This window comes from Catenibacterium sp. GCM10023432, assembly GCF_042651925.1.
In the GTDB taxonomy this organism is placed as follows: Bacteria; Bacillota_I; Bacilli_A; order Erysipelotrichales; family Coprobacillaceae; genus Catenibacterium; species Catenibacterium mitsuoka.
Genome location: NZ_JBHSEB010000075.1, coordinates 78036 through 102546, shown reverse-complemented (window position 1 = coordinate 102546; position 24511 = coordinate 78036). Strand labels below are relative to the sequence as shown.

The following is a 24511-nucleotide window of genomic DNA, read 5'->3' as shown; positions in this document are numbered from 1 at the left end:
CTTGTTCCGTATATGCCATATATTTTCCTCCATTGCATCATCTTTGGTCCAAGAAATTGTCCGCACCTCCGACTGGCAAATAAACTAAGACAAAATACTGAAAATAAAAATGAAAGTGAGGAAAACAGACATGAGTAATATGTCAGAATTAAAATGCACTCTTAACGATTTAGTTACTGCACCTCAGAATATGCTTAATGCAGCGAATAAATTAAAAGATTTGATTTTAAAGAAAGAAACATCTGCTTCTAACTCTAATAAAGAAATTAAAGAACCAGCAGTAAAGGAAGTCCCTCTTACTGTTAAACCATATAGCTTCCAAGAAGTTCGTGGCATTATGGCAACACTTGCTGCAAGTGGCAAAAAGATGGAAGCCAAACAATTACTTAGTGACCTTGGAGCCTCTTGTTTAAGCGTGGTCAATGAAGCTGAGGCGCTTATTAATGGTTAAACATGCATTTCTTTCAGCCTCTTCCTCTGATTGTTGGATTAATTGTTCACCTTCAGCAAAACTCTGTGAAGGGATAGTAGATGAACCTTCCTCCTTTGCACAAGAAGGTACAGATTGCCACGAACTCTGTGCTTATTTAGTAGAAAAAGGATTAGGTAGAAATGTGAAAGACCCTACAATTACACTTAGCTATTACAATGGAGAAATGCAAAACTGTGCTGAGGAATATTGCAACTACGTCTTAGAGCAATACGAAAAAGCTAAAGAGTATTATGATGATGCTCTGATATTCATTGAACAGCGCTTAGACTTCACAAAGTGGGTAAAAGATGGATTTGGTGCTGATGACTGTGTCATCGTCGCTGATCAAGTACTTCATATTATTGACTATAAACATGCTCTTGGAGTTCTAGTTAACAGCAAAGAGAACACACAGGTGTTGTGCTACGCTTTAGGTGCATTAGAAGCCTTTGATAATTTATATAATATCGAGCAGATTGAAATGACAATCTTCCAACCATGTCGTGAAAACATCCCTACAAGCTATGTCACTAAAGATGATTTATTTGATTGGGCTAAAAATGTATTAAAACCAAAAACTCAACTAGCCTATGAAGGTAAAGGTGAATTTAAGGCTGGTAATCATTATAAGTTCTGTAAAGCAAAAGCTACTTGTAGAAAACGTGCTGAAATGAATCTGGAATTAGCTAAGTACGATTTCAAAATACCAGATACACTAGATGATTTTGAAATCAGTGCAATCCTTCCACGCATCGATGAACTCATTAAATGGGGTAAAGATATTAAAAACTATGCCCTTTCAAAAGCTTCATTTGGTACACACTTTGATGGATTCAGATTTGTTTTGATTGAACATGATTAATTTGCTATTTCTTATCCATATTCATCCGAATCACATTAAAAAGGTTTGACAGCAATATACACACTACTGCGATTGCCAATGGTGTCGTGGTCTCATTTCCGTCAAAAAAGTTGACGCATAGAAAGATTGCACCCGCTACGATCAAACCTAAACTTGCTATGATGAAAAGTTTATTCAGTATTTTTTTCATTTCATTTTCTCCTCTTTCAAAAAATCTTCTCATGACTGCTTAGGCATGTCCCGGTTCATCAGATCAGCTTGAAGAAGGCCAGGAAGGTACACAGCTTGCAGAAGACGAACTTCTCATAGACCCGGATGGCGCGGAGATTGTCGCTTCGGACCTCCAGATTGATCTGCTCAAAGCCTTTTTCCACAGCAAACGCAAGAACGGCTTCCATGAGCGCGGAGGCACCCCCGCAGCCCCAATAGGCTTTTCGCACGCTGATTACGAACTCGCCCCGATGGCTCATGCGCCTCGGCTTGCGGTTCAGGCTGGCATCTCCGATGATTTGACCGTCCGCCCAGGCAAGATACTGCACATTGTCCTTTGAACGACCTGCGCGGCCAGATACTGCGTTTCCGCCTCTACATCCAGCGGTACGCCCTACGGGTCGAAGCTGAGATTGTCCGTCTCTCCACCGACGCATTTCAAATAGTCCAGCAGGGCGGCGGCGTCCTCCGGCCGCACCTGCGTAATCATAAACGGTGCCTTTTTCTCCATACTCACTTATATACCTCCATGAGGGTATATAAGAAGCCGAGCCAAACATCCACGGCATGGTAAAGTACCCAGCCACAGACCGCAGATGATTCCCAAAAAGAAAATTTCCTCCGCTATACCGATACCAAGCGTCAAAAACAAGTTTGCTAAAATCAATGCCGCACCACCGTTAAAGTTTATTCCCACCGTAAGAGGGGAAAGGTCAATGAGCAAAAGCGGCGAAAAATAGAGCATTCTCTTTGCCGCCCCTTTTTCCGAACTGCGAAATCCCAGCTTTGAGATTCCTTTGTATCGGATGATGGAATTTCGCCAATGTGATAATTACAAGCCTCCAGATCACAGCACCCTTGATCAGCGCGGAGGGAATGCCCTCTATTCCCGTGATCCCCACGATTGCTCCTTATGCGAAAAAGAACGGCAGCACAAGCATTGCCCTAGCGGTTTTCAGTACGATTCTGTCTTTCCTTTTCATTTTGAGCCTCCTGTCCCATTCCCCAGCAATGTGCCAAAAGAAATTCTGTCAATGCGAGCTGTCTTCAACAAAACAGGAAACCGTTTCTTTGATTTCCTCTACGTGTCCCGTCAGCAAATGCCCACCGCTTTCGAAGGAAATGAACGTGCAATTTGGGAATCTTGATACCGCCTTCCCCGTTTCGATGTAGCTTGCCAGCTTATCATCCTTTGCGTGGAAAATCAACGTGGGAACCTGTAAATCCTCAATCGGATACTCCCCAAAGTCCCTCGCCATATCGGGATTGGTAACGGAAGCGTCCAATATCACGCCGACTTTTCTATCGTTTATAGGCAGCATACTGTAAATGGTGGACGGCTCCATCCCCATGATCGGCTCAAACATAGGGCTTAACAGGAACATGATGTAATCGTTGCACAGGAACGGAGGCGGCCCGGCATATTCGGCATATTTCTCCGGCTTCTCCACAGGCGGCATGGCGGAGCAGTATAAAATCAGACCCTTCGCGCGCTGGGGATAATCAAGGGCAAATCGGATCGCGACGCTGCCGCCTGCCGATGTGGCCAGCAGGTAAACCTTGTCAATGCCCAGCTTGTCCAGCAGCTCCACATAGGCCGCCGCCTGCCTGGCGGGCGTTCCGTCGCCGGAAACGTCGCTTCCCAGGTATCCGAACCGTGAGGGAGCGATGATCCGATAGTCGGAGCAAAAGTCCTTACAGGTGTCATAAGCCTGGTCATAGCCGCCGAAAATGCCGTGGACGGATAAAATCACCTCGCCCTCACCCGAATCGACATAGGTTATTTCGCCGTAGCTTAATGCCACCGTCTGGGCATTGTAAGCGGCAAGACGGTTTTTGCTTTCTCTCACCGCCGCGCCGCATCGTATCCCCTGAACAAGGAAGTAAATTGCCAGAGCCAGGAATACTCCCCCCACTATGTAACTCCACATTCGCTTTCACCTTCTCTTTTCAGTCACTGATTTCGTAAAATCAAACCTCCAGACACTTCGCCCGCTGAGCCAGCTGTTCGATCAGCTGGTTTACGATTTTCGGCTGGTCGGTGTTGGAATTGTGCCCGGCATCTTTGATCCATTCCAGGGGGATTCCGGTGTCCTCATGCCACGCCTTGTTGTATCGAACACAAGAACCCGCCTTGTCCTGTTCGCCGCAGATGAGCAGGGCGGGACATTTGATTTCATAAGACAAATCCCGCTCCACCGCCTCGGCAAGGATTCGGAAGCCGTGACCGGCAATCTTTGCGTAGCGCTTCTGGTCGCCATCATACACCATCATCATGTCCCACATTAGGTTCCTTCCGTATTCCGTCAGGGCAACGCCCTTTGTCCCAGACTTTAAGAGGGCCTTCCACGGATAGTGGCGATAGACTGGCTCCATTCGTTTCAGCAGCCAAAGCTCCGGCGTTGTCATATACTTTCGTTGAAGCGGTGCGGAGTCGATAGAAACAAAGCCCTTCAGCTTTTCGGGGTAAATTTGCGCATACGCCTGTCCCACATAGCCTCCCATAGACTGCCCCACGATAACTGGTTTTGTGATTCCCTCCTGCTCCAGAATTCCGTCCAGCCACCTCGCCTTGTCCATCAAATCGAAGTCAAAGTCAAAGGGCCAGGAGGCGGCGTGGCCGGGGGCGTCCCACACAAGGACATTGTATTTCCCCTGAAAATACACGATTTGTTTGTCAAACAACCGATGATCCGCTGTTAGACCGGGCAAAAACACCAACGTTATTGCGTCCGGTGAAATCAGATGCACCCAATAATGGATTTTGCCCAATGATGTCGAATATGTTCTCTCATTCATACTTCCTCACTCTCCCGTTTTGCACCAATCCTTCTCTCCCAAGGAGGGGGCATAGGGCTGCGCCCAATCCTCAGTGTCGTAGAAGGTGGTGGTCAATTCTTGCGCCCTGGCAGGCTCGGAAGCCAAGCAGCTTCCACCCATAGCGGCTCGCCAGAAAGACTGCCGCCAAGATAGACGCGGCGACCGCCAGCACGATCACAATTCTTTTCCATGCTTTTAGCAATCTGCTTCCCAATTTCTGTTCTGAAGCGTCCATTTTTTTGTGGTCTCCTTTTCTCGGTTTTGTTCCCATGCTACCGCAACCGTCGCACGTGGATAGTACGTTTCCTCAGACATTTGTGTCTATTGTATAGATCTGAAGAGTATGCCTGGTGCCATAGCCAGAGTGAGAAGCACACCTCTGTGCCTTCGGTGTCCTACACTTTAAAAACACTACGCGCACCGCAAGCCCCGTGTCTAAGCATCAGGCTCTCTTGTCATAAACGCTCTATTGTACCTTGGTAAAACAATTCTCCAAAACAGCAGGCAATGGATTACCAGCATTACTCCAAAAAAGATTCTTACAGCCCATTCAGGAAACAGCAGTGCAATTCCATTCATATCGCCTCCGCTGAAAAAAACGCACAATATGCTCAGATACAATGGATCAATCAGCAGCATGGCGATCGTGATTTAATACAGGCAGGCTTTGAATATTTTGGAATCGGCTTTACAGATCTGAGACGCTGTTAAAGTCAGTACATAGGCCGTAACCATTGTTTCAGCGGCACCGGACAGACAGAAAATCCCCAACTAGAGATTGCTCATCTGCTCCTCATATATTCCAATCTGCACACCAAGCCCCATAAAATTGATATGGCGGAACACTCCGACAGACGGCGCATAAATCAGATGCGCACCTTCGTGTATGATATAGTACATTAACACCGCGGAAAACAGCCCAATATATTGACGTATGCGTTTATTCATATAATGTATCCTCCTGCGGCTTAATTTTTGCTCATTTTACTATTTTGAAAACTTCCAGCAGCAGCCCAATTCGCCCACTGCTGCCAGCAAGCTCCCAAAGACCAACCGCACTGTCAAATCGGAATAATACCGGCTGATATTCATATGGAACAGTACCGCTAAAAGCTCTGCCGCAAACAAGACACTCCAAATAATAGCTCTTTTTCGCATTGTACTACACCATATGCTTCATGGATTAGGAATTCTATCCTCCGGAATTCCTGCCTGCTTGAGGAAACTATTTCCTGCCTGATGTATCATGCTCATGATTTCTCCTTCCGATAAGTGCATCATACCGGTTGCTAAGAAGGATGCAATCCCATGTGTATATATTACAGTGTTTCGAACATACTGCTCTGCGCTTTTCTCTGGTATCTGAAATTCCGCCGCTATCATTTTGATCAGCTCACGGTTATCTTTATCGTCAAGAATCACATCAGAATCTCCCACAGGATAGCAGTCACTTCCATTCAAAAATACAAATTGAAAAAGATTAGGTTCATACAACGCCATTTTTATATAGGCTTGTCCTACCTGCTCAAAAGCATTGACTGACTCACTGGCTGAGGGGCACATTTTGTTGTTGGCGTATTTCAGCGCGTAATCGGCTAACGCCTTACGGAGTCCCTCCATGTTATCAAAGTGCCATACCAGGGGCTGTGTAGAGCAGCCAATTTCCTTTGATAAGGTCTTGATATTGATTGCGGAATAACCATCACGGATCAGCATTTTTAATGCCGCTTCTAAAATTACTTCTTTGGAAATCTGCGTTTTTCTTGCCATTTTAGTTTCCTCCCCCAGATTACATGAATTATTTTATATAAATCAATTTATATAATAGATTCGATTTAGAGCTTTGTCAAGCACCCTAAATGATTTTTTAAATCAACTCCTACCTGAACCCTACTTCTTGAGTAACCGTCAAACCAACCATCGCCTTGCAACCATCTCTCATCTATGCAACAATAGCGGCAAAGGATTGGATACCCGGCACTGTCATAACAAGGTTGAGTTGAGGAAGATACTTCTCCTCAGTTGTCAGAATCAGCGACTCCAGATGGCCTTGCACATTTCAAGGCTGTCCATGTGAGAGCGGATGATGCGGAGTATTTCAGCTTGTTCGGTACACATCTCTCCGTCTACAGCAGCAAGGACGTCCTCGTCCGTAGCTTTCATTACCTTCGTTCGGAAAACAGAAACATCTGTAATTTTCTCGATTGGATTTTCAAGAAGCCGTTTCGTAATTGTAGAAGCGGCCTTTCCAAACACGTCCGAAAATACATCAACCAGCTTAATATCGGAGACGGTCAGGCAGTTCTGTGCTCGGTTTCTCTCGCCGGTAGTGAAGTTGGTGAGCTTCCAACGATAGCGTACCAAATGCCTAAGTTGGCGAATATCTGCCGGAGGGATAAAGCTTCCGGAAACAAGATTGTGCTTAAAGATGTCATACTACTTTTCGGTAAAATAGTTTAATTATTACCATCCTCGTCTCAAAATAGAAAAAACCACATACGCATGAGTTAAACTTCCAGCAAAACATATAATAACCCGGAACCAACCTTTAAAGTCGGCTCCGGGTATCCCCTCATATCCATATTCTGTTTACGCTTCCACTTCCATTTGAAGCCCGGATTTTAGCTCAACACAATCTTTTCATCGTAAATCATAATCTTCTCCACTAGCCTTCTGGTGATGGCATCGTTGTACTCTGTTAACATTGTCGGCATTTCATCCAGGAATCTGATCATATCGTTCATTAGCTCCTGCAGGTCACTGCGGTCTGCCGCTTCTGTGAGGATGCTCTGGCGTTCTGCCCTTAATCCATCAATCTGCTCCCCAAGGGCATCGACCATCGCATCGTCGCCGGACATCGCAATCATCTGCGCCTGCAGGTCAGCAAGTTCTTTATCTGCCATTGCTAATCTCTCTTCCAGGTCTCCGAACACCGTAGACTCAATGTTCTGCTTCAGCAGTCCCATCTAGCTTATCCTTTAATTCTTCCAGTGTTTCTGGCATACGCGTCAGATCGACAAAATGTAGTCTTACCGTTGTGTCATCACCGGATTCAAATTCTATATCAGCACGATCACGCATCTCATCATTCAATGGATAAAGAAGCCAAATCTCTGATGTTTTATATTTCTTTGAGTACGCATACATCTGATACATATCGTTCTGAGAAATACCATAGTTGGCGCTTTCGCTATTGATGAGGCTTTTCCATTTTGTATCCATGATGACTGTTCTATCTCCACGCTTACAAACGATATCTGGCCTTAGCGCAAACTGGCGTCTTGGCTCCATGAACAAATAGTACCCTTTATCCTGGCTTGACACTTCCCAGCCTGCCGGTCCTAACACCTTCTTCATCTGTTGCGCCACGTAGCTTTCATATACACTCTCCATTGGGAATAACAATGCTCTTGATGTATTCTTTCCAGAGAATGTTGTAAAAGATTTATTCAGAAGAAATACCTTAGACCACTGCATAAGCATTTCATAGTCTTTCGTATTTCTATCAATTTTCACCTGTGAAAAATCCTTCGTATAATTCGTAGATGGATCCACCATTTCAAATGCCGTTAACAACTGTCTGATCTCTTTTGAGTTTTCAGCACTCGTTGTCAACTTCTGTAATTTAAGTAATGTCGCTTTTACCAGTTTGTTCTCTGGTCTATTAGGATGGAATTCATCATAGGCTACATAGAATCTCTCCTTATGAGCTATATTAGTCTTAATATGCTGGCTTGTCAGAAGTTTTCCCTTATAGAATTTAAGGTTGTCTTCCTGCCCAACATATGCAGATGTAATTCCACGCTTAATCAGCTGTCGTACTTCCTGCAGATACATGTTTATAAAAATCTCATAGAGATTCATGCAATCTACTTTCAGGCTCGCATCATTAAACACCTTACTCGGAAAGTCCTTCATGCTTTTTAGCATCTTCAGGAATATTCTCTTTGTTTCTTTGTTTCCGGCGTCTTCACCAGAATCAAAGCTAATCTTAGGAAGCACCTGTACCTGATAACCATTATTCATCTGGATCAGGCCGACGTAATTTTTGATAGTTACGACATCACCAACATTACGTTTATAAGAAATGCGCATGAAGTCCAATGCATCAGCATTTTCTTCATCTCCTGAGAATTCATGGATAAATTCCACAAGGTCATGGAAGGCCGCTGCATCAAGATATTTATATTTTTCATCATTTTCAAAGTCGGCATTTCCGGTGATCGTATCAAACTCTCTCACCTCAAGCAATTTATCCATTATCTCACCACGCTTTAAATAATCTGTTTGTAACTTTCAAGGTTATCAAATGCATCAGCATTGATGGTGTATTTCTTATCTGGAAGATCTACAACATCATCTGCATTTCCCTTGAAGATATTTTTAACCTTTACCTCTTCATCAAGAATGAACTTTATTGAAGGGTCTGTCTTTCCATTGTCGCCAAGAACTAACTGAATCTTCTGGTAATCCTCATAGAAATATTCCTGAAGAAGTGGAATGACAGATTTCTCAAAGATTGCCTTTAAGGTTTCAATGGTTGGCTCTTTTGCAAGCTTTGTAAAGAACGCATGACCAATCGTATGCTCTCTATCATAGAGGAAAGTAATACGTTCATTAATCTTTTCAAGCATTGCTGCAACATCAAGATCGTCTACCTTATCTGCACCAATATCCCTAAGAACGTCTGCATCCGGCATCATTTCTAAGAACTGAAATCTTCTGCGAAGGGCTGTATCCATCAGTGCGATAGAACGGTCTGCCGTATTCATGGTTCCAAGGATATACACATTAGCAGGAACGCTGAATGATTCACCTGAATAAGGAAGCACTACTGCTGCCTGCTCATCCATACCTTCACGTTTTGTATCTTCAATCAATGTAATAAGCTCACCGAAGATCTTAGAAATATTACCTCTGTTGATTTCATCAATAACAAATACGTACGGTTTCGCTTTTTTCTTTTCAGTCTTAATCAACTTGTAGAAATTCTGAACTTTATGTTTTAATTTTGCGATGGCAAAATTTGAGAAACATCCACTAACGATACCAATATCAGAGAAAGTGGCTGACAAGCCTGTTACTAACCAATTGACCTTACGTTTCCAATGGAACGGTTCACAATCGATCTCTGATACTTCTTCATCATCAATTACACCCAGTGCTGCGATCTTGTAATCTCTTCCCAGTACAACCCAATCTCCCTTTTTCATTCTTGAAATCATGTTGCACTGACGTCTGTCATATTCATCATTCGTTTCTACCATGATTACGCCATTCTTATAGAGATACTCTTCATAGTCAAAAGGTACATCTGAATCTCCAGCTCTACTTCTAACTGCCCACAAATCGCCAAAGCATTGAATATCATTATTTTCTGGCATGCGTGCATCGACGCAGAAATTTTTAAACACACCATCTTCAATGGTATATCCAATATCTGAGCCACCATCTAAAACAGGTTTGATGCCCTCAATAAACTCTTCATATCCATAAGACTGATGGAAGGTAGTAAACGCTACTCGACCCGCTGCTAACAACTCACGATAACGAATCATCACTTTGTCATACTCCATAGCCTTTACACTATCCAGATCAAGCTGATCACAGATAGCCACAGCGTAAATTGCAGTGCTGTATGTTTTACCTGTTCCAGGAGGGCCATACAGGATCATATTTTTATCGTATGCAATTACTGATTCTTCCTGTGTTGTAAGATCAATATGAGATAAATCCATTTCCTTTAACGCCTCATCTAATTCACTTCTAAATTTCCAAGAGTATCTACGCTTCCCCTTTTCAACCACGTATCTTCCGACAAACGGAATTGTGTAATAACGCTGACGATCACCATCAACGCACAACGGACAATTTGTCTTTCTATGTACTCTTTCACCAAAGATACGACCCCAGTTGTTATATGAACCAGCTGAACCACCATAGATTTCAGCAAGATTAGCACATGTAGACTCTCCTTCTAATTCAAGCATCATCTTAAACATTCTGAGGTTATTTTCATTTGCAACATCCGGATCGTTTAGCAATTCTACCCATTTTTCCTTTGTGATTCCTGGGTCATATTCTTCTAAGCTTGGGCAGTAAGTAATCTCTTCAGCTTTCTTGCCTATAAGCTCTAACCACATCTTTTTCAACTCTGGCAGAACACTTGATTTAATCTCAATACCAGATTCCATTGGGCTCCACTGCTGGTCAGGAAGCTTAATTTTAAGGTTCTCCTGCATCAACATTGGTTCTATATCATAATCTTGAATCCAGTCATATTCTGCATCTATATGATTGGATTTAACTCCTGCTGCAGCCTTTTCAGGATCATAGTGATCTGCTTCATACGCACCCTTCGCTACATATCCATGAGCAAGAATTCCTCTAGGTTTTGAACCAGTCTTAATTAAGAAAATCTCATCACCAACCGCAGGTTGTTTACTTGCACAAGTCCAAGGTTCAACAAACTTATTTCCGAGCTTTGTTTCTTTACACCATGCCTTATAATTAGCCCAATCCCAGTTTGCAGGATTCCATGTTAATAGCCATGCGCGGCCAGTTGAAGGAACTGAAACTGCCTTTCCAATAACGTGTTCGTAGTAAGGAATGATCTTCTTTACGGCAGCCATTACATCCGCATCATACTGCTCATTTGTCTTGCCATCTGTTGATTCAACATAAACACAGAGCTGGACTTTACGAATCTCACCAGAATCGATCTTCGCTTTGATTACATCGACTGTATCTGTGATGACAGATGGATTTCCCCATTCATTGCTGCCTGACACATAGACCATTCCATCTTCCTTCGGTATAACCAAATGAGAATGGTATGTAGCCATCGTTTTCTTATCAGTACCGTCGTTCTTAATTTCCAAACTGATACGGTATCTGGTAACTCCATTATTCTTTTCAACAAATAATGAAACGCTTGTAGGGTTAGTCGCGTAATCCTTGTATTTCAACTGTGCACAGAGATACTTTCTTGTTTTCGTGTTCGATCCATCAAGCCATGCAACTGGCAGACACTCATCAAGGCCATACAATTCGGAACAACGTGCCGCCACCTTTTTTATTTCAGCAACAGCCGCCTGGCCCTTTTCTTTAACTTTCAGTAATCTTTCCTTCTCATCCTGCGCTAATCCAGGTGCTTCAGGATTGGAATAAGGGATTTCCTGATTATTTGCCAAATAGTCCAATACGCCTATATAATTGATATCTACTGTTTGCATTTTATTGATCACCTCTGGGTACTGCTCCTTAACAAAGAAGAACAATTCTTCCATTGTCATTTGGAGTCCATTTATATCAAATTCATCTGACATACTTAATCCTTTAGGATATGTTTTGTCAGGAAATTCATCCATCATTGAAAGTCTTCTCGCTGTAGTATCTTGCAATGAATCTGCACGTAAATAATTTTGAGTATGCTTTTCATTATCAGCATTAACCCACCATGACACTCTTGCAGAATCAACTTTACTTGTTATCAATGATTGAGCTTTTTTTACTATATCCGACTGCTTGAAGAACATGTCTTCACGAGTTGCATTCGGATTCACTGTATACTGTTCCGCTGCTAATAACGCAGCTGCAATCCAAAGCGCATCATTAACACTGTATTTATCCTCAGTATCATCATTGGATACCTGTTCAACTGTATAGCCATATTTCTTAAAGAAATTGACAGTCTCTGTTCCTCCACTAAATCCGCTGAGAGAGAATTCTTCTCCGGTAGCAATTGAATAAGCCATCCCGCGAATATACTTTGACGGAAGTTTCTCACCTTCATATATCAGATAATATGAACGCGGCTCCGGATGCTCCGGTTTTTCTTCTATGAACTTTTTTATCGCCTGATTGACGTGCTCTTTCTTTACTTTAGACCAATCCATGTTCACATCTCCAATGACCCTTTAATACCAGGCCTGCATACCTTTCTTAGGTACTTCACCCTTTACTAAATACTTGCATATCTCTCTTACTGCATGGTCGCCATAATAAATACTATGTTCTGGTTCAACAGCAAGTTCCACATAATCTGTATCGCCGCTTTCTTTTTTCATTTCATTAATTGTTATTGCAAGCTCATTCAACTCTTCCGGTTGAATATCTCTTTCGATAACATTCTCAGAGACTTCAGTAATGTCTATTTCCTCTTTTTCTTTATCCACAACAATAACACCCGGTTTCTGACTTTCATTTCCTTCGGGATAGTACAAGTAAATGATGTATTTTGCAGTTTCTTCTTTTAAACAAAAGGTCACCATAACTAGATCCTCCTTCCCGATTCTAATTGTACCAAAGTGGGTGTCCTTTATTTAGGACTCATTCGAAATTGTCAGCTTGTCTCCATTTTCGAGAATATATGACTGCTCAAAAATAACACCTAGCTCATTAGCAATTAGCATGAGCTCTTCAGTGCTTACCGTTTCTCTTTTTAATTTCTTATTGAAATTCTGTGGTGTCTGTCCGATCCTGCGTGCTAACTCTGCAACACTTATTCCTTTTTCTTTACACAAGTTTTTAATCAAATTTGAAGTGTTCATAATCTCACCTTTTCCAGTTGAAGCTCAGTCACCTGAGGCTACACTAACGCTAAAATATATTATAAACCAAATGGTTGATATTTTCAATATTTACAGTCGGTTCATAATCTCAGCCTTATAAACGACAAAAACAGCAGAGCCTAAACCCTACTGCCGTAATCCGCTATCTTATCTTGCAATTTCTACATCCACACCGGCTTTAAAGAAAACCTGGAATTTGTCATCAAATATTCTGATCTCTTTGATGTATTTTCGAACCAGAGACTCATCATACTCTGTTAACTCATCCCCTGATTCATTGATGAAGTCTTTTAGTTCTTCAATCTTTTTCTTATACCCTGCAATTTCTGCCTTTGTCACCTAGATCCTCTGCTTCTTTTCTCGAATCCTGTCTATCTCATTTGTCAAGGAAGTGTAATCCTTGTTTGCATGCGCCAGCTTCACCAGTTCCTTCTGCTTAGCTGCAAGAACCGCATTGATCTCTTCCAGCTCTCCCGAATTATCATCTGCCATCGCAAGTGTAATGTTCTCTGTCAGTATTTCCTTCATGGAAGATGAACATCTTACCATAAGGTTAATCGCTTTGACCGTTGCTTCCTGAAGTTCTGGTCCTGAACCGTAGGTGCATCACAGGCTTTCGGTCCGTCTTCCACCCTGGTACAGCATCTCCATACATTCGATCTCTTACCTCGATTATTCCAGGCGATTCGTCTGTAGATGTCTCCACACCTTGAGCAGGTGCAAACATTCGAAAGAGTGTACTTACTGGAATAGACTCGCTTCTTCTTTCCTTCGATGCCACTCACCCTATTGGCGCGTCTAACCATTTCTTCCTGAACCTGTGTAAAAATGTCTCTTGGAATAATCGCTTCCTGGCTATCTTTTACATAGTACTGAGGTGCGGAACCATCATTCTTGATTCTGGTCTTCTCAATGAAGTCTGTCGTGATAGTCTTTTGAAGCAATGCATCCCCCATGTATTTTTCATTCTACAGAAAGCCCTGAATTGTACTAAAGTGCCATTTGTATCTCTTGCCACCGGTCTTAATCTTGTCTCGTTCAAGTCCATTTGCAATGTCTCTGAAGCTAGCTCCTTCAAGGTACTCTCTAAAGATGCGTCGAATAATAACCGCTTCGTCTTCATCAATAATAAGGTTTCCTTCTTTATCCTTCGTGTATCCAAGAAAATGGTTATGGTTGACCTGGACCTTTCCATAAACCATTTAGTTGAAAATTGCAATATTTACCTGAAAATATGAACACATTTTAGGGTTCACTTACCTTGTTATCAATCCCCTAGTGTCAACCCTCCATTCCGGATATGTTTCCATGTGAATGATAACATTGATAAAACTAAAGGCTTCTCCGGGTTCCTTTCTACCGTTTAACGATAGGAACCGAAAAAGCCTTGTGCTATAAGGGTTTTACTTACTTGCTAGTGTTCACTCTTGACAGCAGTGCTATTGTCTCAACATGGCTCGTCTGGATATGCAGAATGTCTTTGCTATTTTCCCGTTTAAGGGAACAAGTCCACAGCCTTTTTAGTGTTTGAGCCGTTTACGGGAATATATCAATAAAACTGAAATTTGAGTCTCTGTAAAACTGGAATTAACCCATACAATTATTTTAATTTAGATATTCACAATTTTACTTGCCACAGTATCTCGAAAAACACTGTCATGTTCTACCAGGAGCATGGTCGGGGCAAACTCCGTTATGAGTTGTTCAATCTGCATACGTGAGTACACATCAATAAAGTTGAGCGGTTCATCCCATACATACAAGTGTGCCTTTTCACAAAGGCTTTTCGCAATTAGGACTTTCTTCTTTTGCCCGCCAGAAAAGTCTTTAATATCCTTTTCAAACTGTACACGCTCAAAGTCCATTTTCCTAAGAATTGCCTTGAACAAACTTTCATCAAGGTTGTTTTCTTCTGCAAACTCGGAAAGGGTTCCACATAAATACGATGTATCCTGTGGCACATAAGAAATTACAAGCCCAGAGCCAAGTGTTACTGTACCCGTATAATCTATGGACTGCCCGACTACCAACTTTAACAGGCTACTTTTGCCACTGCCGTTCTTTCCATCAAGCACAATGCGTTCTCCCTGTCTTATTTCAAACGAAACGGGTTCACAAACTGAAATGCCATCATAATAAACTACTACATTCGATAATGATGCAATCAAATCTGTATGGTAATTAAGCGGTTGTATCTTGAGTGCTTCTGCGGTTTCCACATTTTTCAGCAATGCTGATTTTTGTTCGATTGTCTGTTGTTGTCTCGCTTCTATAGATTTTGAACGCTTCATCATTTTGGCGGCTTTATGACCGACATAACCTTTATCTGCTGCCCCAATTTTGGAAGCTTCTACACGTTCAGACCATACTGCAGAGCGTTTTGCCGACTGCTGTAATCGTCTGATGTCCTTTTGCAAACGTTCGTTCTGAGCCAGTTCAAATTCTTGCTGTTGCTCAAAATTTGACATCCATGATGAAAAGTTTCCTCTTTGCACTTCGATATTCGCTCGGTTAATCGATAGAATATGGTCAACACAATCGTCAAGAAAGCGACGATCGTGAGAAACTAAGATGAATCCCTTTTTCTTTTTCAGATATGTCGCCACACTTTTTCTCGCTTTGGCATCCAAATGGTTGGTAGGTTCATCAATCAGTAGGAAATGCCCTTCATTAAGAAAAAGAGCGGCAAGCAAAACCTTTGTCTGCTCTCCGTTGGAAAGTGTTTCAAAAGGTCGCCAAAGCACATCGACATCAACATCAAGATAAGAAAGTTCTCGCATAAGTTCCCATTCTTCCGCAAGTGGGCAAACCTCCTGCAATATATCCTCTGTAATACGATTCTTATCTGAAACGGGATAAGGAAAATAATCAAACTGTACGGATGATAGGATTTTTCCGCTATACTCATATTTCCCAAGCAGAAGATTCAGAAAGGTTGTTTTACCTCGTCCGTTTCTGCCCACAAAACCAAGCTTCCAATCGGTATCAACCTGGAAACTGACATTTTCAAAAACATTATCATAACTTGTCGGATATGAAAACGTAAGGTTTTCAATTTTAATCATTGACATAAATATTATCCTCCTTTGCGTGTCATACGATATAAAGTCGGTTCGGTGAATGTTTACTCCGTATAGATTTCACCAAAAGGAACCGACACTATACGGAGTGAATCATGTGTAACTATCTGTTCTGCACTATTCATAAAGCACCTCCAAAACAAAATAAGAGCCGCAAGAAAGTTTATCCTTGCAGCTCGTCATAGCATAATAACACCACTAAGCAAAAGTGGCAACAGCACTATATTGAGTAAGATAGACATATAACTTTCTTGCAATAGACACAATAATGCCAAAGTATAGCACTACCGCATATTTTGATTTTATTTGCAAGAAAAGTTAATCATCTTTCCACCTCTTTCTAAATTTTAAAACATTATACCATAAATCGCAGGCAAATACAAGTGGTTACAAGAATTTAACAAATCGCTTATAATACAATCATATAACTTTACTCATTCCTTACTGACCGTAAAATTCAAAGTTTCGCCTATTCAACAGGCGGGTCAAAGTCCTCATCCGTACACTTACGGATGATTCTCTTTGTTTTCTCGATAGGCAGTGGCACATTTTCTTCACTGAAGTATTCGATGTTCACTACCTCTACAACAGCCTCATGATTATCCTTTCCAGCCGGAACAAGCACAAAATCACCGACTTCGATGCTGTCATCGTCCGTCAGATAATAATAACTCTTGTATCCATCATCAAAGGTAACGCTGCAGAAAATGTATTCCGATTTGCGGCGTTTTGCCTTGCCGTAAACCGATGGATCGAGAACCTCCCCCAATCCATAAAATCTTATAAACTCAAATACCGTTTCTGCAAAATCCGCAAAATCCTCCGGCAGACCATTTTTATCATAGCTGCCTTCGATAACACGCTGTGGACTCTTTTTGTAATCGATGGTAATTTTATAATCCTTTGTTTCATTCGGAGTATCTATCACATCGTCGGGATTCCCTTCAATGTGTGAAAACAAATCCTCTGCATTGAAATTTTCAAGCAGACTTTCAATTCCTCCTTCAATTTCATACTTACGGGAAACCTTACAGCCAGACCCTATATTTTGGATGTGTTCAAGGGTTTCTGTTTCTCTGTCAATAATTAGATGCTCTGTGTAATCCCATGTAACAAATTCCCAAGTTGCTCCTTCCGGCACTTCCTTAGGTTTAATTTTTGTGACTCTGTGATAGTCCAATGCGATTCTGTTTATCACATCCGGTTTACAATTTCCATCAAAGACATACAAATCATCCATACCAACAGTATCACGTACAAGGTCAGATAAATCGATGCCCTCATAGTCAAAATCAGCACAAAGCGAACCACGGAATTTATACACTGTTCCCTCGGTATTTGTTAGTTCCATCTCCCAATTGCCAATATCTGTAGCAAAAATTTCATCGTATTCGTTCCCAAAATAAGTTGCAATTGCACAGAGTAATCTGTCAGTAGCAACTTTTTCAATTTTAAAATTCTTACTTCGTGCTTTTTCGTATCTTTCTCCACTGTGACCAAAGTTATATCCAGAAAACCAAACGCGACCTTCGTCATTGATGGTAAGGTGTTGTTCCACTTCGTCATCAGGATCCGGCATAGGACCGTAACAGATATTATTTGATACAATACGAATCTTTTTCAGTGTGCCTTGGAAAATAAATGGATTCTCCCCGGAAAGCAGTGCCAATCGGCTTAATGCCAGAATAAACCACGCTCGGTTTTGGGGTTCCAATATTTCTGCTGCGTCATATGCCCAATGGTTGAAATATCTCCATTGAGAATAAATTGCAGATCCAAGCAGGGGGATGTCTGTGACATCATCAATGATTCTGTTCAGAGCCTCATGGTTATTTGCTGCCTGTCCATATCTCTCAGAAAAAGCGTGGCCACAGTCCATCTCAAAACCAAGAGCAGCACAATCATCAGCCATAAAGTGGTCAACCAAATCTATGTAATTAATGTTCTGATCACGAAATTTATCGCACCATTTGACAGCAAAATCATGTATCTGTTTCATGTCTGGCACTGTGGTACACCTCCAATCCTTAATTATCGTTGTATCCGTTTCTGATGGTATCCAAGCATTTTTTCCAGTATTGCTCACGTTCCAGTATTTTTATCGGATCATACGATAAACCAAAATACTCAAGCAATGTAAAACAACTGTTTGCTCCAATTACTGAAAACTCGTTCAGAATAGATCCATCTAATATCATAGCATTAGCTGCTATCCATACATTGTTTTTTATAATTATAGGGTTCGTTATATATTCAAAAAAATCAGAATCTGTCTTGTGTGTGCATGAATATATTTTGGTAAATGCAGAAATGGAAACATCATTTTTGATTGTAATCCCCCCGCTACCATCAAGTACACAATGATCATTGATAACACTTCTACATCCTATTGTTATACCTTTTGGACTTATTATTACAGTATTTATTCCAATTCTTGCCTTAGGTCCAATTTTCATCCCGCTGCATTTATAAAAAAAATTTCTAATAGTCCATGAAGGAATTGAACTTACTATCTGATTCAAAAAGATATATTGCAAATCCTTTTTAAAAAACGCCCAATCCATTTTCTTGCACCTTTTATTCAATCTCAATACTGTCTCCATGTTTTGCTTTTCTTGCAACTTTAAATAATTTTCCATCCTTTTTCTTAACCTGGACACTTCGATTGTCTTTTCTGCTACAGATTTCCAAGCCTATTTGTCCTTTTTCAATATATGGATGTCGTAATATTCTGGCGGTTGCACGATTGCACTCGTTTTTTACAAATGCCATATAGGAGTATTTTTCATCTTCATATGGAACATCTGCATCTTTCAGCATTTTGTGTGTTTTACTTCTCTGAACTCTACAAGTAAAATGACACCAATCATCTTCTGCTAAACGACATTCATTTTCATGCGGGCAAGGTGCTACTATATGTGCACCTTTTGATAATAGATAGTCGCGAGTATCTTTTAAAACTGAAAAACCAGCTGGCGTGCCAGGCTCAACAATCAAGAGCATCTCATTTGTCGCAGCCCAAAGATTATCAAGAACAAATTGGCGATCCTTTTTCGCCATCTCATTCATAACATATGATGAAATCACAATATCCGCAGATGTTGTTATCTTCGAAGATGTCAAGTCTGAACTAATCCATCTAGCTGAAGAGAGAACAGGCTCGCCTTCTTTCATCAATGCTTCACCAACTCTTCTCATAGCACCTTCTCGTTCAATACAAGTGATTCGTTCCAACGGCAATTGAGCCTGTGCCGCCCATGTGGCAGCTCCACTTCCCGCACCAACATCTAAAAGAGTTTTTATTTCTCCGTTAAAATATTCTAAAGAATAACTCAGTGCATCTGAAACAGCACCATATGTTGCTGGCATACGAACGAGTGCATATACTGCAGCTTCAATATCTTTAGACAACAATACCTTTCCAGCACCGCTTTCATTTCTGTATCTATCACTTAAATCTTGAGCTATTTTTTTTAACTGTGCTTGTTTATATCCAACAACTAATTTTTCTGATGCAGTTTTAAGCGCAATAGGTAAATCCATTATATTCTCCTTTGTTAATGTTTTAATAACTAAAACTTCCCACACCGATACGGTGTGTTGAACCTTGAAAATTCAATATTTCAGCCAATAAAAAAGGCATAAACCTGTTCCGTTTGGTATAATGGAATTGACTAGAAACCATTTTTACAAAGGAGATTTATGCCATGTCCAGTATACCACAAAACCATTTCGATGAGAACGACTTAATTGACTGTGTTCAGAGATTTTTTTCCAAACATCATGTTGGCAATCTTCTTGCCAGATGTAATGGGATGAAAGAAAAAGGTGTTTCACCTGTTTCTCTGCTTCGTTACAAACTCAGCAACATTTTTGTCGGAAGGAGTATGTATATGCAGCAACGGACTGGCTCTTTTAAGGAAGATTTTTCAAAGAACACTTTTTATCGTTTCCTTAATTCGGTAAAAACAAACTGGCTCCGTTTTACTTCTCTTCTTGCTGCTGATATCGTAAATAATGATCTCAAAGATCTAACGGATGATAACAGGAAAAATGTTTTCATCATTGATGACAGCCTTTTTAATCGTACCAGCTGCAAGAAAACAGAACTGGCATCAAAGGTTTTCGACCACACCGATATGCATTTCAAAAAAGGTTTTCGGATGCTTACCTTAAGCTGGAGTGATGGAAATACACTGATTCCGGTAAACAGCTGCCTGTTAGCATCTGCAAAAGATACAAATATCATCGGTCCAGTAAAGGACTTTGATAACAGAACCATTGCAGGGAAAAGACGCAAGCTTGCTCAGACAAAAGCGCCAGAAGCAATGATGACCCTGTTGGATACTGCCATCAGTGCAGGACTGAAAGCTGATTATGTCCTTTTTGATTCCTGGTTTTCCAACCCGGCACAGATCACAGCCATCCATTCAAAAGATATGGATGTGATTGCTATGATTAAGAAAAGCAGCCGTATCAAATATTCATACTGTGGTGAGCAGTTGAATATCAAAGAGATCTATTCCCGGAACAAAAAACGCCGTGGCAGATCAAAGTATCTGCTTTCTGTTGACGTTATGGTAGGAAAGGAGAATCCTATTCCAGCGAAAATCGTTTGCGTAAGGAACAAAGCGAATCGCAAGGACTGGCTTGCTTTTATCTGTACAGATACGACCCTTTCCGAAGAAGAGATTATCCGTATTTATGGAAAGCGCTGGCAGATTGAGGTTTTCTTCAAAACCTGCAAATCTATGCTGAATCTGATTGGAGAATGCCATAGTTTATCCTATGATGCACTGACGGCCCACGTGGCCATTGTATTTACCAGATATATGTTACTTGCAATGGAGCAGCGTCAAAATGAAGATCAGAGAACTCTTGGCGAGTTGTTCTTCTTCCTTGTTGATGAAATGGCAGACATTACTTTTAGCAGATCACTTGGCATCCTGATGGATGCCTTAATGGCAAGCTTTCAGGAAATCTTAAAGCTCAGCGATGAGCAATTGACAGCTTTTACTGCTGATTTCGAAGCAAGACTACCGAAATATCTGCGTAATGCACTCCATCCAGAGGCTGTGGTGGCATAAATCGCTATTTTGTTAGCTGAAGTATTGAATTTTCAAGGTGCGAAGCCCATTTTAGGTATGGGAAGTCTTAGTAAAATACTTTTCAAAATACTCGGAACCCTTTTGTTCATACAAAGCAATCAATTTCTTGTTTCCACCATGTTTGGAATCAAGGTAGTTACCCCATCTTTGAGCAACACCTTCTTCACCTGTGGCAGAACCTATATATAGTTTTCCAGTGTGAGTGTCTGTCAGGCAGTAAACCCCCGTTATTTTCTTCAATGCTTCATAATATGTAGGCAGTATTCTTCCGTTGAAAATATCAGCCAAACGATGATAAGGAAGATGCACCCTGTCATAGCCTTCAAAGTTTTCGCCACTGTATAGGCACGACAATATTTCTTTTACACTCGCCTGTTCAAGATACTTACTGAGGTTGAATACATACCTTGAAAAAGTGTTACCTTTCTTGCATTTAATAATCAGTCTTCCAAACAACGGCACAAATCTCTCCAACACATTTACCGTTGCCCACTCATCAGCGGGAACATCCACAATCTCTGCTGCGGAAATCAACAGCCATTCATCTTCCGGCATTCTTGCGAAACTAAAAACCCATTGTCCAGGATAGAAGTTTCTCTGCTTTCCATACCAACCCCAATAAGAGCAGTCCTTACAAGTACCAGTTGCTTTTTCTTCTTCTGTGTGTTTTAGCCATCTATCAAGAAATGGTTGGCCACCACTACCAGCTTGCATATTAAATTCTATTTTGCTATTGTTTATTTCTTCCTGTGACAAATGAAGAATATCATTTAAAAACAAGTCCATATAGTCACCACCAATCAGCTTTTCTTTGGTAACTTAAAATCAAATTTACCTCCAAGAACACTTGCACTGATTCCTGCTACGGTTAAAACAGCCATACTGATCCCACCCACAAGTTTCCAGTTGAATTCTCTTTTTTCGGTATCTTTTTTATTTACCTTATCCTCGATTTCCTTTTCCTGTTCTCTAATCTCACTATCTTTCTCGTTAGCCATCTTAACTAGCTCAGATTCTCTATTGAGTATTTCCATAATCATCTCTGGTGAAAGATTTGGATTGTCTAACAGTTTGCTACAATCGGCTTGCACCTGCTTAACAAAGTCATAAAACTGTTTTCTGCTATCTGCAGCACTATCCATTTCTTTATTTGCAACGGCATAATATTCCTTGATACTATCGTCATCGCTCTCAACAATCGAATCAAGCATTCCCTTATATTCAGTTAAGGTTGACTTCATCAATCCTACAAACTCTGGGAATTGTGCTAAAACCTCTTTTGCAACTTCCGGGCGTAATTCTCCTAATTTTGATGCAAAACTTATCACATCGTTTTTTGAAAGATTTTTGAAATCTGTTCTTTGCATTAATGAGAGAACATCCTTCTCTACTGGTGTATATTCCATTAAAATCTCCTCCTAAACATTATTTCCGTTACTTGTTTTAATCTGCTCACCGTCAGGCAGAATAAAGGATTGCTCAAATGTAACTTCCATTACATCAGCTATCTGTTTCAACTCCTCAAGAGTAACTGTATCTCGTTTCAGTTTCTTACCAAAGTTCTGTGGAGTCTGACCTATCCGTCTAGCAAGTTCAGCTATGCTTATATTCTTTTTATTACATAATTCTTTAATCATATCGGATGTTTTCATCGTTATCCTCCATGTCTAAAACGCACCTCACTTACCACATTATAAACCATTTGGTTGATAAATTCAATCCAGACATGGTTTCACTCTGTAAATTTTCTATGAACTAAAAAAGCACCCTGCATTTCTGCAAGGTGTTGATGTAATAGTTCCTATTCAATTATCTTTTGAGTTCAATAGTCATGCCGGATTTGAATTCAAAGATAAGCTTGTTATCAAAGACTGTAATCTTTTCAATGAGTCTTCTTACCATTTGTTCATCGTATTCAGTCACTCGGCTTGACTGTGTCTGCAGGAACTGTCGCATCTCTTCGATTCGCTTTTTTAACATTTCCTGCTCGGCATCCTTGGTTACAACTGCTGCCTTCTTTTCCCTTAAAGCATCAATCTCATTTGCAATAACATCGTACTCGGCATTCTTATTTACGCAAAGCACCAGCTTTTCCTGTAGCTCTGCCATTCTTCTGTCGATGTATTCAAGTGTTGCCGCAGAGTCACAGTTCAGTACATCTTCAATGTTATGCTGCAACTGTACCAAGAACTGCTCTCGTCCACCAAGGGTCTTATTGATGGCTCTCACCACTGCGTTCTGAATCTCTGTTTCACTGATGGCATCGGCATCACAGCCTTCTTTCGGACCCTTCTCAATTCGACTGGCACATCTCCATTTGTTGTATGATGCACCTCTGGCCTTCCAAGCCACTCTTCTGAAAAGATCTCCACATTTACCACAGTATATGATGCTCGATAATGCATATTTGCTGCTGTAGACTCTTTTCGTCTTCCCGTTTTCTGTTCTTAAATGAGCCCTTCTTTGCAGTTCTTCCTGGACCTGCATGAACAGCTGTCTTGGAATGATTGCTTCGTGGTTATTCTCAACATAGTACTGTGGAACAATGCCGTTATTGGATACTCGTTTCTTAGTAAGAACATCAACCGTATAGGTCTTCTGCAAAAGGGCATCACCCATGTACTTCTCGTTTGTAAGTATCTTTCTGATGCCGTCCCCACGCCATTTCATGTTCCCGGTTGCTGTAGGTATGCCGTCTGCCATAAGTCCGTCTGCAATCGTCTTAAGGCTTGCTCCCTGCAGATACTCTCGAAATATTCTTCTTACTACCACAGCCTGATCTTCATCAATGATAAGGTGTCCGTTCTCATCTTTGGTGTATCCCAGGAACCAGTTATGATTAACCTGAACCTCGCCATTCTGATATCTGAACTGAATACCCATCTTAACATTCTTTGATAGCGACTCCGATTCCTGCTGTGCAAGGGAGGCCATAATGGTAAGCAGCACCTCGCCCTTGGAATCCATCGTATTGATGTTTTCCTTTTCGAAGAATACTGGCACGTTCTTTTCCTTCAGCTGTCTGATGTACTTAAGGCAGTCCAGAGTATTTCTTGCAAATCGGCTGATTGACTTTGTAATAATCATATCAATCTTGCCTGCCATCGTATCTTCAATCATTCGATTGAACTCTTCTCGCTTTTTGGTGTTTGTTCCGCTGATACCGTCATCAGCATAGATCCCGGCAAATTCCCATTCAGGATTCTTTCTAATGAATTCTGTGTAATGCTCAACCTGTGCATCGTAGCTTGTAGCCTGTTCTTCGCTGTCAGTACTTACTCTACAGTATGCTGCGACTTTTAGCTTTGGCTTATCTTCTGCGGTTACTGTATTACCTACACGTTTTTTTGCCGGAATAACTGTTATGTTCTTTGCTCCTGCCATGC

General features: G+C 41.1%; 29 protein-coding genes. 3 read left to right on the top strand and 26 right to left on the bottom strand.

Annotated features, from left to right (window positions below):
• The first annotated feature begins 130 nt into the window (after positions 1 to 130).
• Together ACFOZZ_RS10145 and ACFOZZ_RS10140 are read left to right on the top strand one after the other, a co-directional pair.
• On the top strand, positions 131 to 451 hold the full coding sequence (locus ACFOZZ_RS10145) for a hypothetical protein (protein ID WP_376815185.1): 321 nt from the start codon (positions 131 to 133) through the stop codon (positions 449 to 451).
• Positions 444 to 1334, top strand: a complete 891-nt coding sequence (locus tag ACFOZZ_RS10140) for a DUF2800 domain-containing protein (RefSeq protein WP_376815184.1) — start codon at positions 444 to 446, stop codon at positions 1332 to 1334. The genes ACFOZZ_RS10145 and ACFOZZ_RS10140 overlap by 8 nt, the downstream gene beginning before the upstream one ends.
• 4 nt (positions 1335 to 1338) lie before the next feature.
• On the opposite strand, the gene ACFOZZ_RS10135 is transcribed toward ACFOZZ_RS10140, so the two are convergent.
• From ACFOZZ_RS10135 to ACFOZZ_RS10030, 22 genes are all read right to left on the bottom strand, one after another.
• On the bottom strand, positions 1339 to 1524 hold the full coding sequence (locus ACFOZZ_RS10135; RefSeq protein WP_376815183.1) for a hypothetical protein: 186 nt from the start codon (positions 1522 to 1524) through the stop codon (positions 1339 to 1341).
• Between the two features lie 58 nt (positions 1525 to 1582).
• Positions 1583 to 1873, bottom strand: coding sequence for a GNAT family N-acetyltransferase (locus ACFOZZ_RS10130; protein ID WP_376815182.1), 291 nt, complete (start codon positions 1871 to 1873; stop codon positions 1583 to 1585).
• Between the two features lie 65 nt (positions 1874 to 1938).
• Complete coding sequence (locus ACFOZZ_RS10125; protein ID WP_376815181.1) at positions 1939 to 2061, bottom strand: hypothetical protein; 123 nt, start codon at positions 2059 to 2061, stop codon at positions 1939 to 1941.
• A gap of 514 nt (positions 2062 to 2575) precedes the next feature.
• A complete protein-coding gene (locus ACFOZZ_RS10120) occupies positions 2576 to 3475 on the bottom strand; it encodes an alpha/beta fold hydrolase (protein ID WP_376815180.1) in 900 nt (299 codons plus the stop codon).
• Between the two features lie 40 nt (positions 3476 to 3515).
• Positions 3516 to 4343 carry an alpha/beta fold hydrolase gene (locus tag ACFOZZ_RS10115; RefSeq protein WP_376815179.1) on the bottom strand — a complete coding sequence of 276 codons (828 nt, stop codon included), beginning with the start codon at positions 4341 to 4343 and terminating at the stop codon, positions 3516 to 3518.
• Positions 4344 to 4413: 70 nt separating this feature from the next.
• Entirely contained in the window at positions 4414 to 4599 is a 186-nt protein-coding gene (locus ACFOZZ_RS10110; RefSeq protein WP_376815178.1) for a hypothetical protein, read from the bottom strand.
• Between the two features lie 200 nt (positions 4600 to 4799).
• Positions 4800 to 4943 carry a hypothetical protein gene (locus ACFOZZ_RS10105; protein ID WP_376815177.1) on the bottom strand — a complete coding sequence of 48 codons (144 nt, stop codon included), beginning with the start codon at positions 4941 to 4943 and terminating at the stop codon, positions 4800 to 4802.
• Between the two features lie 192 nt (positions 4944 to 5135).
• Positions 5136 to 5312 carry a hypothetical protein gene (locus tag ACFOZZ_RS10100; RefSeq protein WP_376815176.1) on the bottom strand — a complete coding sequence of 59 codons (177 nt, stop codon included), beginning with the start codon at positions 5310 to 5312 and terminating at the stop codon, positions 5136 to 5138.
• A gap of 228 nt (positions 5313 to 5540) precedes the next feature.
• Positions 5541 to 6134, bottom strand: coding sequence for a TetR/AcrR family transcriptional regulator (locus ACFOZZ_RS10095; protein WP_376815175.1), 594 nt, complete (start codon positions 6132 to 6134; stop codon positions 5541 to 5543).
• An 851-nt stretch (positions 6135 to 6985) separates the two neighbouring features.
• The gene (locus tag ACFOZZ_RS10090; protein ID WP_376815174.1) at positions 6986 to 7267 is read right to left on the bottom strand and encodes a hypothetical protein; all 282 of its coding nucleotides are present in this window, start codon (positions 7265 to 7267) and stop codon (positions 6986 to 6988) included.
• A 37-nt stretch (positions 7268 to 7304) separates the two neighbouring features.
• Entirely contained in the window at positions 7305 to 8624 is a 1320-nt protein-coding gene (locus tag ACFOZZ_RS10085; RefSeq protein ID WP_376815173.1) for an McrC family protein, read from the bottom strand.
• Between the two features lie 14 nt (positions 8625 to 8638).
• Positions 8639 to 12262, bottom strand: a complete 3624-nt coding sequence (locus ACFOZZ_RS10080) for an McrB family protein (RefSeq protein ID WP_376815172.1) — start codon at positions 12260 to 12262, stop codon at positions 8639 to 8641.
• 21 nt (positions 12263 to 12283) lie between these two features.
• Entirely contained in the window at positions 12284 to 12637 is a 354-nt protein-coding gene (locus tag ACFOZZ_RS10075; RefSeq protein ID WP_376815171.1) for a hypothetical protein, read from the bottom strand.
• A 51-nt stretch (positions 12638 to 12688) separates the two neighbouring features.
• Positions 12689 to 12916, bottom strand: a complete 228-nt coding sequence (locus ACFOZZ_RS10070) for a helix-turn-helix domain-containing protein (protein WP_055234164.1) — start codon at positions 12914 to 12916, stop codon at positions 12689 to 12691.
• A gap of 168 nt (positions 12917 to 13084) precedes the next feature.
• Positions 13085 to 13276 (bottom strand): hypothetical protein, encoded by a 192-nt coding sequence (locus ACFOZZ_RS10065; RefSeq protein WP_055234163.1) that lies wholly within the window; start codon positions 13274 to 13276, stop codon positions 13085 to 13087.
• Positions 13277 to 13465 carry a hypothetical protein gene (locus ACFOZZ_RS10060; RefSeq protein WP_376815170.1) on the bottom strand — a complete coding sequence of 63 codons (189 nt, stop codon included), beginning with the start codon at positions 13463 to 13465 and terminating at the stop codon, positions 13277 to 13279.
• Positions 13466 to 13479: 14 nt separating this feature from the next.
• Positions 13480 to 13743: a recombinase zinc beta ribbon domain-containing protein gene (locus ACFOZZ_RS10055; RefSeq protein ID WP_376815187.1), complete on the bottom strand. Its 264-nt coding sequence runs from the start codon at positions 13741 to 13743 to the stop codon at positions 13480 to 13482.
• Between the two features lie 162 nt (positions 13744 to 13905).
• Complete coding sequence (locus ACFOZZ_RS10050; protein WP_276996423.1) at positions 13906 to 14139, bottom strand: recombinase family protein; 234 nt, start codon at positions 14137 to 14139, stop codon at positions 13906 to 13908.
• 408 nt (positions 14140 to 14547) lie between these two features.
• A complete protein-coding gene (locus ACFOZZ_RS10045) occupies positions 14548 to 16008 on the bottom strand; it encodes an Lsa family ABC-F type ribosomal protection protein (RefSeq protein ID WP_376815169.1) in 1461 nt (486 codons plus the stop codon).
• A 478-nt stretch (positions 16009 to 16486) separates the two neighbouring features.
• Positions 16487 to 18016 carry a hypothetical protein gene (locus ACFOZZ_RS10040; RefSeq protein ID WP_346793693.1) on the bottom strand — a complete coding sequence of 510 codons (1530 nt, stop codon included), beginning with the start codon at positions 18014 to 18016 and terminating at the stop codon, positions 16487 to 16489.
• A 28-nt stretch (positions 18017 to 18044) separates the two neighbouring features.
• Positions 18045 to 18581, bottom strand: a complete 537-nt coding sequence (locus ACFOZZ_RS10035) for a hypothetical protein (RefSeq protein ID WP_234756850.1) — start codon at positions 18579 to 18581, stop codon at positions 18045 to 18047.
• 13 nt (positions 18582 to 18594) lie between these two features.
• On the bottom strand, positions 18595 to 19560 hold the full coding sequence (locus ACFOZZ_RS10030) for a small ribosomal subunit Rsm22 family protein (RefSeq protein ID WP_234756848.1): 966 nt from the start codon (positions 19558 to 19560) through the stop codon (positions 18595 to 18597).
• A gap of 272 nt (positions 19561 to 19832) precedes the next feature.
• On the opposite strand from ACFOZZ_RS10030, the gene ACFOZZ_RS10025 reads away from it, so the two are divergent.
• Positions 19833 to 21104 carry a transposase gene (locus ACFOZZ_RS10025; RefSeq protein ID WP_376815168.1) on the top strand — a complete coding sequence of 424 codons (1272 nt, stop codon included), beginning with the start codon at positions 19833 to 19835 and terminating at the stop codon, positions 21102 to 21104.
• Positions 21105 to 21155: 51 nt separating this feature from the next.
• On the opposite strand, the gene ACFOZZ_RS10020 is transcribed toward ACFOZZ_RS10025, so the two are convergent.
• The 4 genes from ACFOZZ_RS10020 to ACFOZZ_RS10005 form a co-directional block, all read right to left on the bottom strand.
• Positions 21156 to 21911 carry a hypothetical protein gene (locus ACFOZZ_RS10020; RefSeq protein WP_376815167.1) on the bottom strand — a complete coding sequence of 252 codons (756 nt, stop codon included), beginning with the start codon at positions 21909 to 21911 and terminating at the stop codon, positions 21156 to 21158.
• 14 nt (positions 21912 to 21925) lie between these two features.
• Complete coding sequence (locus tag ACFOZZ_RS10015) at positions 21926 to 22531, bottom strand: hypothetical protein (protein WP_234756833.1); 606 nt, start codon at positions 22529 to 22531, stop codon at positions 21926 to 21928.
• Positions 22532 to 22543: 12 nt separating this feature from the next.
• Positions 22544 to 22777 carry a helix-turn-helix domain-containing protein gene (locus ACFOZZ_RS10010; RefSeq protein WP_234756831.1) on the bottom strand — a complete coding sequence of 78 codons (234 nt, stop codon included), beginning with the start codon at positions 22775 to 22777 and terminating at the stop codon, positions 22544 to 22546.
• 157 nt (positions 22778 to 22934) lie between these two features.
• Positions 22935 to 24509 carry a recombinase family protein gene (locus ACFOZZ_RS10005; protein ID WP_234756829.1) on the bottom strand — a complete coding sequence of 525 codons (1575 nt, stop codon included), beginning with the start codon at positions 24507 to 24509 and terminating at the stop codon, positions 22935 to 22937.
• Between the last annotated feature and the right edge of the window lie 2 nt (positions 24510 to 24511).